This is a genomic window from Ramlibacter sp. (assembly GCA_019635435.1).
GTDB lineage: Bacteria > Pseudomonadota > Gammaproteobacteria > Burkholderiales > Burkholderiaceae_C > JAHBZM01.
Map to the genome: position 1 here is coordinate 383,902 of JAHBZM010000001.1, position 14,594 is coordinate 398,495.

Consider the following 14,594-nt stretch of genomic DNA (forward strand, 5'->3'; position numbering starts at 1 on the left):
CGAATTCGCCGCACCCGCTAGCATGCGCCAACGGCACTCGCCGCCAACCGACCTCAAAGGAAACACCATGAAGCTCTATTACTCCCCCGGCGCCTGCTCGCTGTCGCCGCACATCGCACTGCGCGAAGCCGGCATCGCCTTCGAAGCCGTCAAGGCCCCCACCAAAACCCACCAGCTCGACGATGGCACCGACTACTACACCATCAACCCGCTGGGTTATGTACCGCTGCTGGAACTCGACGACGGCACCCGCCTGCGCGAGGGCCCGGCCATCGTGCAGTACATCGCCGACCAGGCCCCCGCCAAAAACCTGGCCCCCGCCAATGGCACCCTGCCGCGCTACCGCCTGCAGGAGTGGCTCACCTTCATCGGCACCGAGGTCCACAAGGGCTTCAGCCCGCTGTTCAACCCCGCCATGCCCGAGGAGGCCAAGACGCTCGCCAAGGAGCGCCTGGCCACCCGCCTCAAGTGGGTGGACGGCGAACTCGCGGGCAAGCAGTATCTGATGGGTGAGGCTTTCAGCGTGGCCGACGGCTACCTGTTCACCGTGACCAACTGGGCCAAGCCCGTGGGCGTGGACCTGTCGGGCTACCCCAACCTGCTGGCCTACCGCGAACGTGTGGGCGCCCGCCCCGCTGTGCAGGAAGCCATGAAGGCCGAAGGCCTGCTCAAGTAGCCAGCGGCCGCTGGCGCGCCGCCATCAGCGCGCCAGCCCACAGCGCCACGGCCGAATACACCAGCCCGCGCGCCAGGCCCCCGGGCCCGTCGGCGATCCAGCCCACCACGGTGGGCCCGACGATCTGGCCGGCCGCAAACACGATCGTGAAGGCGCTGATGCCCGCCGCCCACAGGGCCGGCGACAGGTTGTGCCGCACCAGCGCCGTGGTCGACGCCACCACCGACAAAAACACCGCGCCAAACACCGCGCCCGAAAGCAGCACCAGCGGCCAGACCGAGGTCAGCGCCGGCAGCAGCGTGGCAGCTCCCAGCAGCGCATTGAGTGTGGCCAGCGCCTGGCCGCCCCGGCTGCGGTCCAGCAGCCCGGCCCAGATGCGCGACGAGGCCAGCACCGCGAGCCCCAGCAGCGCGTAGAACAGCGTCACGGCGGCCGCCCCCGCGCCCTGCTCGCGCAGCAGGGCGATCACAAAGGTCATGTAGCCGATGTAGCCCACGCCAAACAGGCCATAGCCCGCCAGCGCCGGGGCAAACGGGCGCCAGCGGAAGGCCGGCGGCGCCCCTGCGGCGGCCGCCGCCACGGGCACGGCCAGGCCTTGCAGCTGCCGAGCAGGCCAGGCCAGCGCCGCGGTCGCGGCCAGGCACACCAGGGCCAGCGCCCACCAGGCCCAGGACCAGCCGTGCGGCACCCTGGCGGCCGCGCCGAGCATGGCCGGCACCAACAGCGCCGACGCCATGATGCCCAGTCCGGTGCCGCCGTAATACAGCCCGATCAGCAGGCCGCTGCGCCGCGGTTGCAGCGCACCAAGGCGGGCCGCCAGCAGCCCGCCCGCGATGAACACAAAGGCGCTGGCCATGCCGGCCAGCAGGCGTTGCGCCAGCAGCGGCGCGGCCTGCGTGAAGAAGCCGCTCAGCCCCATGAACAGGCTGGCCAGCACCGCGCCGCCCAGCAGCACGCGCGACACCCCCAGCCGGGCCATCAGCCGCGGCGTGACCAGCGCGCCCAGCAGGTAGCCCAGCGCATTGGCCGTGTTCATGGCGCCCGCCAGCGCGTAGGACCATTGCAGGTCGGCCCGCATGGGCGGCAGCAGCAGGCCATAGGCAAACCGGGTGATGCCCAGGGAAATGGCGGCGCCCAGCGACAGCGCAAGCGCCAGCCACAGCACGGTGCCCTCGGTGGGGCTGGGCGTTGCGCAATCGGGCGCAGGGGTGGACGCGACAGGGACGTCTGGGGACATGGGGTCCATTGTGGGTCAGGCGACGGTGCGGCGCCGGCCTACTCCAGAACGCGGCATCCTGCCCGTGGCAGGGCCTTTGGAACGAGGCTACCCTGAAGCCAGGTTTGAACCTCCCGGAGAACACCCATGCCTTCCCTGTTTGACCCCCTGAAAGTGGGCGCCCTGCGCCTGCCCAACCGCATCGTCATGGCCCCGCTCACGCGCAACCGCGCGCCCGGCGCCGTGCCCACCCCACTGATGGCCGAGTACTACAGCCAGCGCGCCAGCGCCGGGCTGCTGATCACCGAGGCCACGGCCATCAGCCACCAGGGCCAGGGCTACGCCGACGTGCCCGGCCTGTACGGCACCGAGCAGCTGGACGGCTGGAAGAAGGTGACCGACGCCGTGCACGCCGAAGGTGGCCGCATCGTGGTGCAGCTGTGGCACGTGGGGCGCGTCTCGCATGTGGACCTGCAGCCCGACGGCCAGAAACCCGTCGCGCCCTCGGCCATCGCGGCCCGGACCAAAACCTACCTGATCAAGGACGGGGTGGGCAGCTTTGTGGAAACGTCCGAGCCCCGCGCGCTGGACGCCGCCGAGCTGCCGGGCATCGTGCAGGACTTCCGCCATGCGGCGCGCCACGCGGTCACCACCGCCGGCTTTGACGGCGTGGAGGTGCACGGCGCCAACGGCTACCTGCTCGACCAGTTCCTCAAGACCGGTTCCAACCAGCGCACCGACGACTATGGCGGCAGCATCGAAAACCGGGCCCGCCTGCTGCTGGAAGTCATGCGCGCCATCACCGCGGAGATCGGCGGCGAGCGCACCGGCCTGCGGCTGTCGCCCGTGACGCCGGCCAATGACGTGGTCGACGACGACCCGCAGGCGCTGTTTGACTACGTGGTGCGCGAACTCGCGCCGCTCCAGCTGGCCTACATCCACATCATTGAAGGCGCCACCGGTGGCCCGCGCGAAATCCCCGACCGCCCGTTCGACTACGCCGCCTTGCAGGACGCCTATCGCAGCGCCGGCGGCCAGGCCGCCTGGATGGTCAACAACGGCTACGACCAGCCCCTGGCCGAACACGCCATGGCCGGCCACGCCGACCTGGTGGCCTTCGGCAAGCCTTTCATCGCCAACCCGGATCTGGTGCACCGCCTGCGTGAAGGCGCGCCGTTGAACACGCCTGACAAGGCCACCTTTTACGGGGGTGGCGCCAGGGGTTACACCGACTACCCGGCCATGGCCTGAGTGCTCAGGCGCCGCCCACACCGATCGGCGCCGGCGCTTTCATCACAATCCGCGTGAACAGGCGGTCATAGACCGGGTCGCGCGGCTGGGTCCCGGTGAGGGGGTCGCAGTGGCTGGCAAAGGCCGCGTCGAGCGCGGCCCAGTCATCCGCCCCGAGCACGCGCTGGGCCACCGGCAGCACCTCCTGCTCTTCCACCCGCATGTGTTCGAGGTAGAAGGTCACGTAGCGGTCCACCGCCTCCGTGAACGCCGGTCGCCGGCCGTCGCCCAGCAGCTCCCAGGCCAGCAGCAGGTGCTGCAGGTCGCGCACCGCGCCTTCGCCGCGCATGTGCTCCCGCTCCAGCCGTTCGATCACCGGCATCAACGCCGGGGCAAGGCGCGCCACCTTGGGGAACAGCAGGTCGGATTCCTTGGGATGGTGCAGGCGCTCGGGAAACTCGTCGATGTAAAACAGCATCGCGCGCAGCACGTCAAAGAAGCGCTCGGGCTCGTCGCCCGGGCCCCGCTGCACCATCAGCAGCAGCGAGCGCAGCACCGCCGCCACGGCCCGGTGCTCGTCAAGGATGGTGCGGATGCTGGTGTGCGTCATGGAACCAAGCGTCCCACGCCGGCCGCCCCCGGCCTTTGACGCAGATCAAGTCCGCTTGACGCGCCAGCGCTTGAGCAGCAGCGCATTGCCCATCACGCTGACGCTGCTCAGGGCCATGGCGGCGCCAGCCACCACCGGGCTCAGGTAGCCCAGGGCCGCGAGGGGAATGCCGGCCACGTTGTAGGCAAAGGCCCAGAACAGGTTCTGGCGGATCTTCAGCACAGTGCGGTGCGAGATGTCCAGCGCGCTGGCCACCAGGCCCACGTCACCGCGCATCAGCGTGATGCCCGCCGCGTGCATGGCCACATCCGTGCCGGTGGCCATGGCCAGGCCCACATCGGCCGAGGCCAGCGCCGGCGCGTCATTCACGCCATCGCCCACCATGGCCACGGTGTGGCCTCCTTCGCGCAGCGCCGCTACCTTGGCGGCCTTGTCACCGGGCAGCACATCGGCCATCACCTCGTCTCCGGCCAGGCCCAGCCGGGCCCCCATGGCCAGCGCCGCGCCCCGGTTGTCGCCCGAGATCATGACGATGCGGATGCCGCGCGCGCGCAGCGCCGCCAGCGCCTCGCGGGCCCCGGGCTTCGGCTCGTCGGCAAAGCCCATCAGCGCGCGCAATGTGAGCCCGCCGGTGGTGCGCTCCACCAGTGCCGACAGCGTCGCGCCTTCAGCCTGCAGGCGGTCGGCCTGGTCTCGCAGCCCCCCCAGGCCCACCTGCAGCTCGTCCATCCAGCGCAGGCTGCCCACCAGGTAGCTGGCCACACGCACCTCGCCTTCGGTGCCACGGCCCGGCACGGCGCGCACCGCGTCGGGTTCGGGCACCGCCAGGCCCCGGTCGCGGGCCGCGGCCACCACGGCGCGGGCCAGCGGGTGTTCGCTGCCGCTTTGCAGGCTGGCGGCGGCGGTGAGTTGCGTGGTTTCATCGGTGCCGGGCGCCGCGATGAAGGCGACCAGCCGGGGTTGCCCGATGGTCAGCGTGCCGGTCTTGTCAAAGGCCACGGTATCCACCTTGTGGGCCAGCTCCAGCGCCTGCGCGTCCTTGATTAGGATGCCGTGCGTGGCCGCCACACCAGTGCCCGCCATGATCGCGGCCGGCGTGGCCAGCCCCAGCGCGCAGGGGCAGGCAATCACCAGCACCGCCACCGCGTGGATCAGCGCGACCTCCAGGCTGGTGCCAGTCAGCAGCCAGCCCCCCAGCGTGAGCAGCGCCAGCACCAGCACCACGGGCACGAAGATGGCCGACACCTGGTCCACCAGCCGCTGGATGGGCGCCTTGGCCGCCTGCGCGTCCTCGACCAGCCGGATGATCTGCGCCAGCACGGTCTCATGGCCCACGGCCGTCACCCGCATCACGATGCGGCCCTCGCCATTGATGCTGCCGCCGGTCAACTGGCCCTGCGCGGTCTTCGCCACGGGCAAAGGCTCGCCGGTCAGCATGGACTCGTCGACCTGCGTCTCACCCTGCAGCACCACCCCGTCCACCGGCACCCGCTCGCCGGGGCGCACCACCAGCTTGTCATCCACCAGCACCTCGGCCAGCGGCACATCGGCTTCGCCGCCCGCGCGCATCTGCACGTGGGCCATCTCGGGCCGCAGCGAATGCAGCGCGCGGATGGCCGCCGTGGTTTGCTGCCTGGCCCGGGCTTCCAGCCATTTGCCCAGCAGCACCAGCGTAACGACCACCGCGGAGGCTTCAAAGTACAGGTGCGGCACCGCGCCAGCGGCCGCGGTCAGCCACAGCCACATCGACAGGCCCCAGCCCGCGCTGGTGCCAACGGCCACCAGCAGGTCCATGTTCCCGGTCAGGGCCTTCAGCGCATGCCAGCCCGCCCGGTAAAAGCGCGCGCCCAGCACAAACTGCACCGGCGTGGCGAGCGCAAACTGCACCCATGCCGGCAGCATCCAGTGCTGGCCCAGCAGATCGCCCAGCATGGGCAACACCAGCGGAGCCGACAGCAGCAGGCCCACGGCCACCGGCCCAAAGCCGGCCCAGGGCGACAGTTCCTGCACCATGGCGGCCTCGGGGTTGCGCGGCTCGTAGCCTGCGTCGCGCACGGCACGGCGCAGCAGGGCCTCGGCCTGCGCCGACGCCGCATAGGTGATGCGCGCCGACTCGGTGGCCAGGTTGACCGTGGCGTCCTGCACACCGGGGACTTTCTTCAGTGCGCGCTCGACGCGGCCCACGCAGGACGCGCAGGTCATGCCGCCAACGCCAAGATCGAGGGTGGAGGTGGTTGAAGTGTTCATGAGTTTGATCATCAACCTTGCCATGATGGCAAGGTCAAGCCTTGACCTGGATCAACCGTATGCAAAGTAGGGCCTTGAAGGACCGGCGCTTGACCTTACCATCATGGCAAGGTTGATCATGAAGCCTTTCCATCCACCCCAAGGAACTCACCATGAACCAGACTTTCAATGTGCAGGGCATGACCTGCGGCCACTGCGAACGCGCGGTCACGCAGGCCGTCAAATCCGTGGATCCGGCCGCCGAAGTGAAGGTCGATCGCGCCGGGGGCAAGGTCGATGTGCAGTCCGACCAGCCGCGCGACGCCATTGCCAGGGCGATTGCCGATGAAGGCTACGCCGTCACCGCATGAGCACCGCCACTGCCCTGCCTGTCAACATTGGCGAAGCGGCCCGCCTCTCCGGCGTGTCGGCCAAGATGGTGCGGCACTACGAATCGCTGGGGCTTCTGCCCCGCGTGGGCCGCACCGACAGTGGCTACCGCCAGTACAGCGAAGCCGAGGTCCACACCCTGCGCTTCATCAAGCGCTCGCGCGATCTCGGCTTTTCCATGGACGAGATCGCCGAGCTGGTGAGCCTGTGGCAAAACCGCCGCCGCAGCAGCAGCGGCGTCAAGCGCATTGCGCAGAAGCACGCTGACGAGCTTGCGCAGCGCATCGAGGCCCTGCAGGCCATGCGGCGCACCCTGGATCACCTCATCCACTGCTGCCACGGCGACGACCGCCCGGATTGCCCCATCCTGGAAGATCTGGCTGGCGAGGCCTGATCCGGGTCAGGAGGCCGGCCACACGGGCAGGGGTCACCCGGTCGGCGACTCATTGTTTGGCGTAGCAGAACGTTTCCGGCACGATGGCCAGATGCGCCTCAACATCGCTCGCAGCGGGGAACACGGAGGGGTTTTCATCCCCCAACAGGCACAGCAGGTTGCCCTTGCGGGCCCAGATAAAGGGACTGGACACGCCATTGATTCCCACGAACGTGCCCCAGTTGGCCACGGTGTTGGCCGTCGCGCCCGTGCGGGCCACCGTGAACGTGCCCAGGGTGGTCAGGCCGGACAGCGTCCCGGTGCCGCTGCAGGTCAGGTTGTTGTAGAACACCACGGACTGCTGGTGGGTCACGCTCGAGCTCGTTGCGCTGACGGCGCGAGTCAGCACGCGGCCCGACCGCCCGTCACCCGAAGGCGCGCAAAAGCCCTGCAGCCAGTCGCCGATCAGTCCGGCTGCCCCCTGCGGAATCTGCGAGCCCGCCGGGGCGCACGCCACGGTCACGCCCGACACGGTGCCATTGGCGGTGCCCACTCCGGCCGACACCGTACACACCTGGCCCGCCGGTTGCGTCTTCACCGACACGGCATAGGTGCTGCCCACAGGCACCGCACTGGCGAAGGTAAAGCCGCCGTTGCTGGTGACGGCCAGGTCATTGCCCGCATTGTTCTGCAACACGAGCGTGGTGCCGGCCTGCAGGCCCGACACGGTCCCGCCCAGCGTCACCACATTGCCCGCCAGGGCCTGGCAATTCACGGCCACATCCGTCACATGGGCCACCACATTGCCCGTGCCCCGCAGCACGGCGCACACCTGGCCCGCAGGCTGGGTTTTGACCGTCACCGCGTAGGCCGCGTCCCGTGCGCTCGGCGTTGCGAATGTGAACGCACCGTTGCCGCTCACCGTGAGCGCATCGGCGCCATTGTTGACCAGCACCACCGAGCCCCCCGCGGCCAGCCCGGCCACACTGCCACCCACGTTGAACGGCCCGCCGCCGCCCCCTGCCGCGTCGCCGCCACCGCCACAACCCACCCCGCCGAGCGCGAGCAGCACAGCCAATGCCCCCGGGACCCGCAAGCCATATTTTCTCGTGACCATAATTACCTTACGCTAATGAACAAAAGTTACGCCGGCGCGGCGCCTGCCTTGGCGCCCTCGGCACCGCTGCCTGCACGGCCTCGCCAGGCCCCACAGCAAGTCGATGAATTCTGGTGAGCCCGCCGCGGCACGGGAACCCGACCGAGGCAGGGAGCCCCCTGTATCAAATGACGCCAAACGCAACCAACCTTCCGCTGCCCCCATCCGCGCTGGGCCCGGTGGCCGCCTACATCCTGGTTCTGGAAGACCATCCGCTGGTCGTGCAGGGGCTGCTGCACTACCTGCGCAGCCTGCGCCCCGAGCTGCCGGTGCACGTGGCCACCAGCTGGCTGGCCGGGCGGCGCGTCATTCAATCCCACGGCAGCCCGGCCCTGGTGCTGGCCGATGTGTGGCTGACTGACGGCAACAGCCTGGACGCCCTGCGCGACTGCCAGACGCTGTGCCCCCAAACGCCATGGCTGGCCTACAGCGGCGACGACGACCCCGCCCTGCAGCAGCAGGTGCGTGAGGCCGGCGCGCAGGGCTTTGTCCACAAACAGGCCCCGATCGAGGATTTCGCGCTGGCGCTGCAGGCCCTGCTGGGCGGCGCGCAATGGCACGCCGCCGCCCAACCGTCATTGACACAGCCGCCCCAACACCCGCGGGAATGGCCCATCGCGCCCCAGGAGCTGGGCCTCACGCCGCGGCAGGGGGAAATCCTGGCGCTGGTGCTGCGCGGCTTGCCCAACAAGCGGATTGCGCACACGCTGGCCGTGTCGGAAAGCACCGTCAAGGAGCACATCACCGGCATCCTGAGTCGCCTGGGTGTGCGCACCCGCATCGAAGCCATTGCCCGGCTGCGAGGCCGGCGCCTTTCGTCCACCCCGGCCGCGTAACGGCGCCAGACCGCTCGGTGCCGGGCCTCTCCGGAGTCGCTATCAGCTCCTGAGCCGGGGGCGCCCCGCAACAGGGCAGGTGAGGTCCGGCAACGCTGGCCAGCGCACCGCGAGCGTGCATTTTGTACGCAATCGTCACCCCAGATTGCGTACAAAGCTGGCACAGCTGATGCTTGGCATGGTGGATGGACGATGCCGCCACCCCCACGCCCGCCGCCGTTGAACTGGTCGCGCTGACCAAGCGCTACGCGCAGGGCGCGCCGGCGGTCAACGCGATCGACCTGCGCATCGAAAGCGGCAGCTACTGCTGCCTCCTGGGCCCCTCGGGCTGCGGCAAGAGCACCACGCTGCGGATGATCGCCGGGCATGAATCGGTCACCAGTGGCGACGTGCTGCTGGAAAACCGCAACATCACCCATCTGCCGGCCGCCGCGCGCGGCACAGCCATGATGTTCCAGAGCTTTGCGCTGTTCCCGCACCTGTCGGCGCTGGACAACGTGGCGTTCAGCCTCAAGATGAAGGGCATGGGCAAGACCGAGCGGCAGATGAAAGCCGCCGGGCTGCTTGAGCGCGTGGCCATGGGCCATCTCGCACAGCGCAAACCCGGCGAACTGTCGGGCGGACAGCAGCAGCGCGTGGCGCTGGCGCGCGCCCTGATCACCCAGCCGCGCGTGCTGCTGCTGGACGAGCCACTGTCGGCGCTGGACCCGTTTCTGCGCGTCCAGATGCGCGCCGAGTTGCGTCGCTGGCAGAAGGAGCTGGGCCTGACCTTCATCCATGTCACGCATTCGCAGGAAGAGGCCATGGCCCTGGCCGACACCATGGTGGTCATGAACCATGGCCTGATCGAACAGGTCGGCCCGCCGCACAGCGTCTACAACACCCCCGCCACCGAATTCGTGGCGCGCTTCATGGGCGGACACAACGTGATCGACACCGGGGCCGGCAAGATCGCCGTTCGCAACGACCACATGCTGATCGCGCCGGCCGATCCCACGGCGCCCGCCGAGGGCGTGGCCGGGGGCATGGGCGCCACCATCACCGACGTGGAGTACCAGGGCACGTACGTGCTGCTGGGGCTTGACGCGAGGAGCGCCACCGGCCCCACCGGCGTGTCGGTGATGCTGCCCGAAGCCCGTTTCGCCGAGCGCCCCTACGCACTGGGCGAGAACGTCCACCTGTCCTGGCACGCGGCGCACGCGTTGCGCGCCTGAATCTTTTCAACCAAGGAGAACCACCATGTCCGACGACACCCCCGAAACGCAATCCGGCCTGCAGCGCCGCACCGTCCTGACCGGCATGGCCGGCATCCTCGCCACGGGCATGGCACCCGCCATCGGCCAGGAGAAGATCACCCTGCGCTACCTGGGCACGGCCGTGAACCAGGACAAGGCCATCGCCGAGAAGTTCGAGAAGGACACCGGCATCAAGATCCAGTACGTGGCCGTGACCACCGACGACGTGACCAAGCGCGCCGTCACCGCGCCCAACAGCTTCGACCTGATCGACACCGAGTACTTCTCGCTCAAGAAGATCGTGCCCACCGCCAACCTCAAAGGCATCGACACCAAAAAGATCAAGAACGCCGACAAGATCACCACGCTGTTCACCAAGGGCGAGGTGGCCGGCAAGAAGGTTGGTGACCAGGGCACCGCGCCCAAGAAGGTCATGTACCTTGAGGGCGAGAAGAGCAAGAAGTTCTCCGCCACGCCCACCCAGTTCATGACGCTGATCCCCACCGTCTACAACGCCGACACGCTGGGCATCCGCCCCGACCTGATCAAGCGCCCGATCAACTCCTGGGCCGAGTTGCTCAACCCCGAGTTCAAGGGCAAGGCCGCCATCCTCAACATCCCGTCCATCGGCATCATGGACGCCGCCATGGTGGTGGAAGCCAAAGGCCTCTACAAATATCCCGACAAGGGCAACATGACCAAGGCCGAGATCGACCTCACGATCAAGACCCTGATCGAGGCCAAGAAGGCCGGCCAGTTCCGCGCGCTGTGGAAGGACTTCAACGAGTCGGTCAACCTCATGGCCTCGGGCGAAGTGGTGATCCAGTCCATGTGGTCGCCCGCCGTGACGGCCGTGCGCACCAAGGGCATCGCCTGCAACTTCCAGCCGCTCAAGGAAGGCTATCGCGCCTGGGCCGCCGGTTTCGGCGTGCCGGCCACGCTCAGCGGCAAGAAGCTGGACGGCGCCTACGAGTTCATCAACTGGTTCCTGGACGGCTGGGCCGGCGCCTACCTGAACCGCCAGGGCTACTACAGCGCCGTGCTGGACACCGCCAAGGCCAGGATGGAGGCCTACGAATGGGCCTACTGGATGGAAGGCAAGCCCGCCAGCCAGGACATCAAGAGCCCCAATGGAGATGTGCTCGCCAAGACCGGCAGCGTGCGCGACGGCGGCAGCTACGAGCAGCGCATGGGCGGCATCGCCTGCTGGAACGCCATCATGGACGAGAACGAGTACATGGTGCGCAAGTGGAATGAGTTCGTGGCTGCCTGATTGAAAGACGAGCATGAGCACCCATACCGTTCGCACTGAGCCTGTCGAAGTGCCTGCCAGGCTTCGACAAGCCCAGCCCGAACGGGCGGTGTCCGCCTGGTGGCAGGCCGCGCCGTTCACGGCGGTGTTCGCGGTGTTCTTCCTGGTGCCGCTGGCGCTGGTGGTGATGGTGAGCTTCTGGAACTTCAACGAGTACGAGCTGATCCCGGGCTTCACCCTGCGCAACTACTTCAACATCTTTGAAGGTTGCAGCCACCTCACCGACAACGGCGACCTGTGCGTCACCCTGTCCACCTACCTGTCCACGCTCAAGTTCTGTCTGCTGGTCTGGGGCATCACGCTGCTGCTCGGCTTTGCCGTGGCCTATTTCCTCGCGTTTCACGTGCGTTCGCCGGGCGTGCAGACCGCGCTGTTCGTGCTGTGCACCGTGCCCTTCTGGACCAGCAACGTGATCCGCATGATCTCGTGGGTGCCGCTGCTGGGCCGCAACGGGCTGATCAACCAGGGGCTGGTGGGTTCGGGCATTGCCAGCCAGCCCGTGGAGTGGCTGCTGTTTTCTGATTTCTCGGTGGTGCTGGCCTTTGTGCACCTGTACACCATGTTCATGATCGTGCCCATCTTCAACAGCATGATGCGCATCGACCGCAGCCTGCTGGAAGCCGCAAGCGACAGCGGCGCCTCGGGCTGGCAGACCCTGTGGAACGTCATCATCCCGCTGAGCAAGACCGGCATTCTCATCGGCTCGATCTTCGTCATCACCATCGTCATGGGCGACTTCGTCACCATCGGCGTCATGGGCGGCCAGCAGATTGCCTCGGTCGGCAAGATCATCCAGGTTCAGACCTCGTACCTGCAGTTCCCGCTGGCCGCGGCCAACGCCGTGCTGCTGCTCGCCGTGGTGCTCATGATCATCTGGGGCCTCACGCGCCTGGTCGACATCCGCAAGGAGCTTTGATGTCCGCACGCGCTTCCGAACCCCGCGCCCCCGGCTTCTGGCCGCTGGCCCTGGTCTTCGCGGCCTTTGTGCTGTTCATTTACGGGCCCATGCTCACCATCTTCGTGTTGAGCTTCCAGGGGCCCGAGGGCGGGCTCACCTTCCCGCTGCGCGGACTCTCGCTGCACTGGTTCCACAAGCTCGCCGAAGGCCTGGGCACCGTGGACATTGGCGCCGCGTTCCGCCGCTCGCTGTTGCTGGGAGCGGTGGTCATGGGCTTCACGGTCGCGCTGTCCGTGCTCGCGGGCCTGGCGTTCCGCAAGAAGCTCGCCGGCGGCAATGCGCTGTTCTATGTCACCGTCGCCAGCCTGATCATGCCGTCCATCATCGTGTCGCTGGGCATTGGTCTGCAGTTCCGGCTGATCGACACCGGCCTCAAGGCCCTCTTCAACACCCTGGGCGCCACCGGCATGCTGGAGAATTACGGCACTGCGCTCGGCCTCATGACCTCGGCCCTGGGCGCCCACCTGACCTGGACCCTGCCCTTTGGCCTGCTGATCATGTTTGCCGTCTTCAACCGCTTCAACCCGGCCTACGAGGAAGCCGCGCGCGACCTTGGCGCCACGCCCTGGCAGACCTTCCGCCACGTGGTGCTGCCGCTGATCGGGCCCTCGGTGGTCGGCATCGGCATGTTCGGCTTCACCCTGTCATGGGATGAGATCGCACGCACCTCCCAGGCCATTGGCGACGTCAACACCCTGCCGCTGGAGCTGCAGGGCCTGACCTCCACCGTCACCACCCCGGCCATCTATGCGCTGGGCACCGTCACCACCATCGTCTCCTTTCTGGTCATGGGCCTGGCCGTGGGCCTGGCGATGTGGCTGGGCAAGCGGCAGCGGCGCAGCCAGTCATGACCGACAGCATCACGCCGCTGACCGACAGCGACATTTACGAGCGGGTCATCTCCGCCATCCTGGACCACCGGCTGCCGCCCGGCACCAAACTGGTCGAGGACAAGCTGGCCACCGCCTTTGGGGTGTCTCGCACCCGCATCCGCCCGGTGCTGGTGCGTCTGGCCAATGAGCAGGTGGTCACGCTCACGCCCAACCGCGGCGCCACCATTGCCCAGCCCAGCGAGCAGGAAGCGCGCGAGGTGTTCGAGGTGCGCCGCCTGATCGAGCCCACGCTGGTCACGCTGTTCATCGAGCGCGCCAGCGCCGACGACATGGCGCGCCTCAAGCACTGCATCGACGAGGAAGAGGCCGCGCGCCTGGCCGGCGACATGCGCCGCGCCATCCGGCTGGCCGGCGACTTCCACCTGCTCATCGCCGAGCGCGCGGGCCACCAGACGCTGGGGCGCATCCTGCGCGAGTTGACCTCGCGCACGTCGCTGATCCTCATGACCTACAGTGCCTCGCATGCGCGCGAACGCGAGGAGGCCACGGCCTGCGGCTGCCGCGAGCACCTGGCCCTGCTGGACGCCATCCGCCTGCGTGACACGGCCGAGGCGGCCCTGCGCATGCGCGACCACCTCACGCGGCTGGAGTCGCAGCTGCGCTTCACACCGCCCGAGCATGCGGCGCCCGACCTCTCCCGCCTGTTTGGCGCCGCGGCCTGAGCATGCCGGCCCTCACGCTCCTCCGCTGACCGCGCCCATGCGCCAGCTGCTGGTCATCAACCCGAACACCTCGACCTCGGTCAGCGCGCTGCTGCAAACCCACATTCAAACGGCGGCCGGGCTGCATGTGCAGGTGCATACGGTCACGGCGCGATTTGGCGCGCCCTACATCGCCGACGAAGCCAGTTACGCGGTGGCCGCCCATGCCGCGCTTGACGCCTGGGCCACATCGCTGGCCGCGGCTGACCGCCCCCACCCCGACGCGGTGCTGATCGGCTGCTTTGGCGACCCGGGCTTGCTCGCGCTGCGCGAAAGCAGCCCGGTGCCCGTGACGGGCCTGGCAGAGGCCGCCTTTGTGGAAGCCGCGCGCCACGGGCGCTTCGCCATCGTGACCGGCGGTGCGCGCTGGGGCCCCATGCTGCAGCGCCTGGCGCAGGCTTTGGGCTACGCACCGCAGCTGGCCGGCATCCACACCGTCATTCCCACGGGTGCCGAACTGGCGGCCAACCCGGCCGCCGCTCGCGCGCTTCTGGCCGACGCCTGCCGGGACGCGGCGCGTCAGATGGACGTGCAGGCCGTGATCCTGGGCGGAGCCGGCCTGGCCGGCATGGCCGCAGACATCCAGCCCGGCATCGCCACTCCGTTGATCGACAGCGTGCTGGCCGGCGCCCGCTGGGCCCTGCGCAGCCACACCCCCCCGCCACCCCGCTCCACGCCGGGCTTCGACATCCCCTGGGAACATCTGTCCCCCGAGCTCACCGCACTGGGCCTGCAGGCCGGGCCCTGATGCTTGAGAATCGTTGCTCCGACCCCAGTTAATG

Annotated in this window: 15 protein-coding genes; 11 read left to right on the forward strand and 4 right to left on the reverse strand. The window is 68.6% G+C overall.

The features are described 5' to 3' along the window. The first annotated feature begins 67 nt into the window (after nucleotides 1-67). Nucleotides 68-676, forward strand: a complete 609-nt coding sequence (gene gstA / locus KF796_01825; protein ID MBX3585353.1) for a glutathione transferase GstA — start codon at nucleotides 68-70, stop codon at nucleotides 674-676. Here the strand turns inward: gstA and KF796_01830 are convergent. Then, nucleotides 669-1,913, reverse strand: coding sequence for a YbfB/YjiJ family MFS transporter (locus KF796_01830; protein ID MBX3585354.1), 1,245 nt, complete (start codon nucleotides 1,911-1,913; stop codon nucleotides 669-671). The genes gstA and KF796_01830 overlap by 8 nt on opposite strands. Before the next feature lie 126 nt (nucleotides 1,914-2,039). Here KF796_01830 and KF796_01835 point away from each other — a divergent pair, with 126 nt between their 5' ends. Next, a complete protein-coding gene (locus KF796_01835; GenBank protein ID MBX3585355.1) occupies nucleotides 2,040-3,143 on the forward strand; it encodes an alkene reductase in 1,104 nt (367 codons plus the stop codon). 4 nt (nucleotides 3,144-3,147) lie between these two features. Here the strand turns inward: KF796_01835 and KF796_01840 are convergent, their stop codons facing one another. Continuing rightward, nucleotides 3,148-3,732, reverse strand: a complete 585-nt coding sequence (locus KF796_01840; protein MBX3585356.1) for a hemerythrin domain-containing protein — start codon at nucleotides 3,730-3,732, stop codon at nucleotides 3,148-3,150. Nucleotides 3,733-3,777: 45 nt separating this feature from the next. Beyond that, a complete protein-coding gene (locus KF796_01845; GenBank protein ID MBX3585357.1) occupies nucleotides 3,778-5,934 on the reverse strand; it encodes a copper-translocating P-type ATPase in 2,157 nt (718 codons plus the stop codon). Nucleotides 5,935-6,131: 197 nt separating this feature from the next. Here KF796_01845 and KF796_01850 point away from each other — a divergent pair, with 197 nt between their 5' ends. Together KF796_01850 and cueR are read left to right on the forward strand one after the other, a co-directional pair. After that, nucleotides 6,132-6,329 (forward strand): heavy-metal-associated domain-containing protein, encoded by a 198-nt coding sequence (locus KF796_01850; GenBank protein MBX3585358.1) that lies wholly within the window; start codon nucleotides 6,132-6,134, stop codon nucleotides 6,327-6,329. Further along, nucleotides 6,326-6,742 carry a Cu(I)-responsive transcriptional regulator gene (gene cueR / locus KF796_01855; GenBank protein MBX3585359.1) on the forward strand — a complete coding sequence of 139 codons (417 nt, stop codon included), beginning with the start codon at nucleotides 6,326-6,328 and terminating at the stop codon, nucleotides 6,740-6,742. Before KF796_01850 ends, cueR begins: the two co-directional genes overlap by 4 nt. Nucleotides 6,743-6,791: 49 nt before the next feature. On the opposite strand, the gene KF796_01860 is transcribed toward cueR, so the two are convergent. Next, entirely contained in the window at nucleotides 6,792-7,838 is a 1,047-nt protein-coding gene (locus tag KF796_01860) for a hypothetical protein (GenBank protein ID MBX3585360.1), read from the reverse strand. 218 nt (nucleotides 7,839-8,056) lie between these two features. Here KF796_01860 and KF796_01865 point away from each other — a divergent pair, with 218 nt between their 5' ends. From KF796_01865 to KF796_01895, 7 genes are all read left to right on the forward strand, one after another. Further along, nucleotides 8,057-8,713: a response regulator transcription factor gene (locus KF796_01865; GenBank protein MBX3585361.1), complete on the forward strand. Its 657-nt coding sequence runs from the start codon at nucleotides 8,057-8,059 to the stop codon at nucleotides 8,711-8,713. 185 nt (nucleotides 8,714-8,898) lie between these two features. Continuing rightward, nucleotides 8,899-9,927: an ABC transporter ATP-binding protein gene (locus KF796_01870; GenBank protein ID MBX3585362.1), complete on the forward strand. Its 1,029-nt coding sequence runs from the start codon at nucleotides 8,899-8,901 to the stop codon at nucleotides 9,925-9,927. A 25-nt stretch (nucleotides 9,928-9,952) separates the two neighbouring features. Then, nucleotides 9,953-11,221, forward strand: coding sequence for an extracellular solute-binding protein (locus tag KF796_01875; protein MBX3585363.1), 1,269 nt, complete (start codon nucleotides 9,953-9,955; stop codon nucleotides 11,219-11,221). 13 nt (nucleotides 11,222-11,234) lie between these two features. Beyond that, complete coding sequence (locus KF796_01880; GenBank protein ID MBX3585364.1) at nucleotides 11,235-12,176, forward strand: ABC transporter permease; 942 nt, start codon at nucleotides 11,235-11,237, stop codon at nucleotides 12,174-12,176. Beyond that, a complete protein-coding gene (locus KF796_01885) occupies nucleotides 12,176-13,069 on the forward strand; it encodes an ABC transporter permease (GenBank protein MBX3585365.1) in 894 nt (297 codons plus the stop codon). The genes KF796_01880 and KF796_01885 overlap by 1 nt, the downstream gene beginning before the upstream one ends. After that, complete coding sequence (locus KF796_01890) at nucleotides 13,066-13,773, forward strand: GntR family transcriptional regulator (GenBank protein MBX3585366.1); 708 nt, start codon at nucleotides 13,066-13,068, stop codon at nucleotides 13,771-13,773. Before KF796_01885 ends, KF796_01890 begins: the two co-directional genes overlap by 4 nt. 37 nt (nucleotides 13,774-13,810) lie before the next feature. Beyond that, entirely contained in the window at nucleotides 13,811-14,560 is a 750-nt protein-coding gene (locus KF796_01895; GenBank protein MBX3585367.1) for an aspartate/glutamate racemase family protein, read from the forward strand. Nucleotides 14,561-14,594: the final 34 nt, after the last annotated feature.

What these genes read in the sequence shown, in the direction of transcription:
- KF796_01845 (MBX3585357.1), bottom strand. Translation starts at nt 5,934, where the DNA reads ATGACCTGCGCGTCCTGCGTGGGCCGCGTCGAGCGCGCACTGAAGAAA.
- KF796_01885 (MBX3585365.1), top strand. Translation starts at nt 12,176, where the DNA reads ATGTCCGCACGCGCTTCCGAACCCCGCGCCCCCGGCTTCTGGCCGCTG.
- KF796_01875 (MBX3585363.1), top strand. Translation starts at nt 9,953, where the DNA reads ATGTCCGACGACACCCCCGAAACGCAATCCGGCCTGCAGCGCCGCACC.
- KF796_01860 (MBX3585360.1), bottom strand. Translation starts at nt 7,838, where the DNA reads ATGGTCACGAGAAAATATGGCTTGCGGGTCCCGGGGGCATTGGCTGTG.
- KF796_01835 (MBX3585355.1), top strand. Translation starts at nt 2,040, where the DNA reads ATGCCTTCCCTGTTTGACCCCCTGAAAGTGGGCGCCCTGCGCCTGCCC.
- KF796_01890 (MBX3585366.1), top strand. Translation starts at nt 13,066, where the DNA reads ATGACCGACAGCATCACGCCGCTGACCGACAGCGACATTTACGAGCGG.
- KF796_01870 (MBX3585362.1), top strand. Translation starts at nt 8,899, where the DNA reads ATGGACGATGCCGCCACCCCCACGCCCGCCGCCGTTGAACTGGTCGCG.
- cueR (MBX3585359.1), top strand. Translation starts at nt 6,326, where the DNA reads ATGAGCACCGCCACTGCCCTGCCTGTCAACATTGGCGAAGCGGCCCGC.
- gstA (MBX3585353.1), top strand. Translation starts at nt 68, where the DNA reads ATGAAGCTCTATTACTCCCCCGGCGCCTGCTCGCTGTCGCCGCACATC.
- KF796_01830 (MBX3585354.1), bottom strand. Translation starts at nt 1,913, where the DNA reads ATGTCCCCAGACGTCCCTGTCGCGTCCACCCCTGCGCCCGATTGCGCA.
- KF796_01840 (MBX3585356.1), bottom strand. Translation starts at nt 3,732, where the DNA reads ATGACGCACACCAGCATCCGCACCATCCTTGACGAGCACCGGGCCGTG.
- KF796_01850 (MBX3585358.1), top strand. Translation starts at nt 6,132, where the DNA reads ATGAACCAGACTTTCAATGTGCAGGGCATGACCTGCGGCCACTGCGAA.
- KF796_01880 (MBX3585364.1), top strand. Translation starts at nt 11,235, where the DNA reads ATGAGCACCCATACCGTTCGCACTGAGCCTGTCGAAGTGCCTGCCAGG.
- KF796_01895 (MBX3585367.1), top strand. Translation starts at nt 13,811, where the DNA reads ATGCGCCAGCTGCTGGTCATCAACCCGAACACCTCGACCTCGGTCAGC.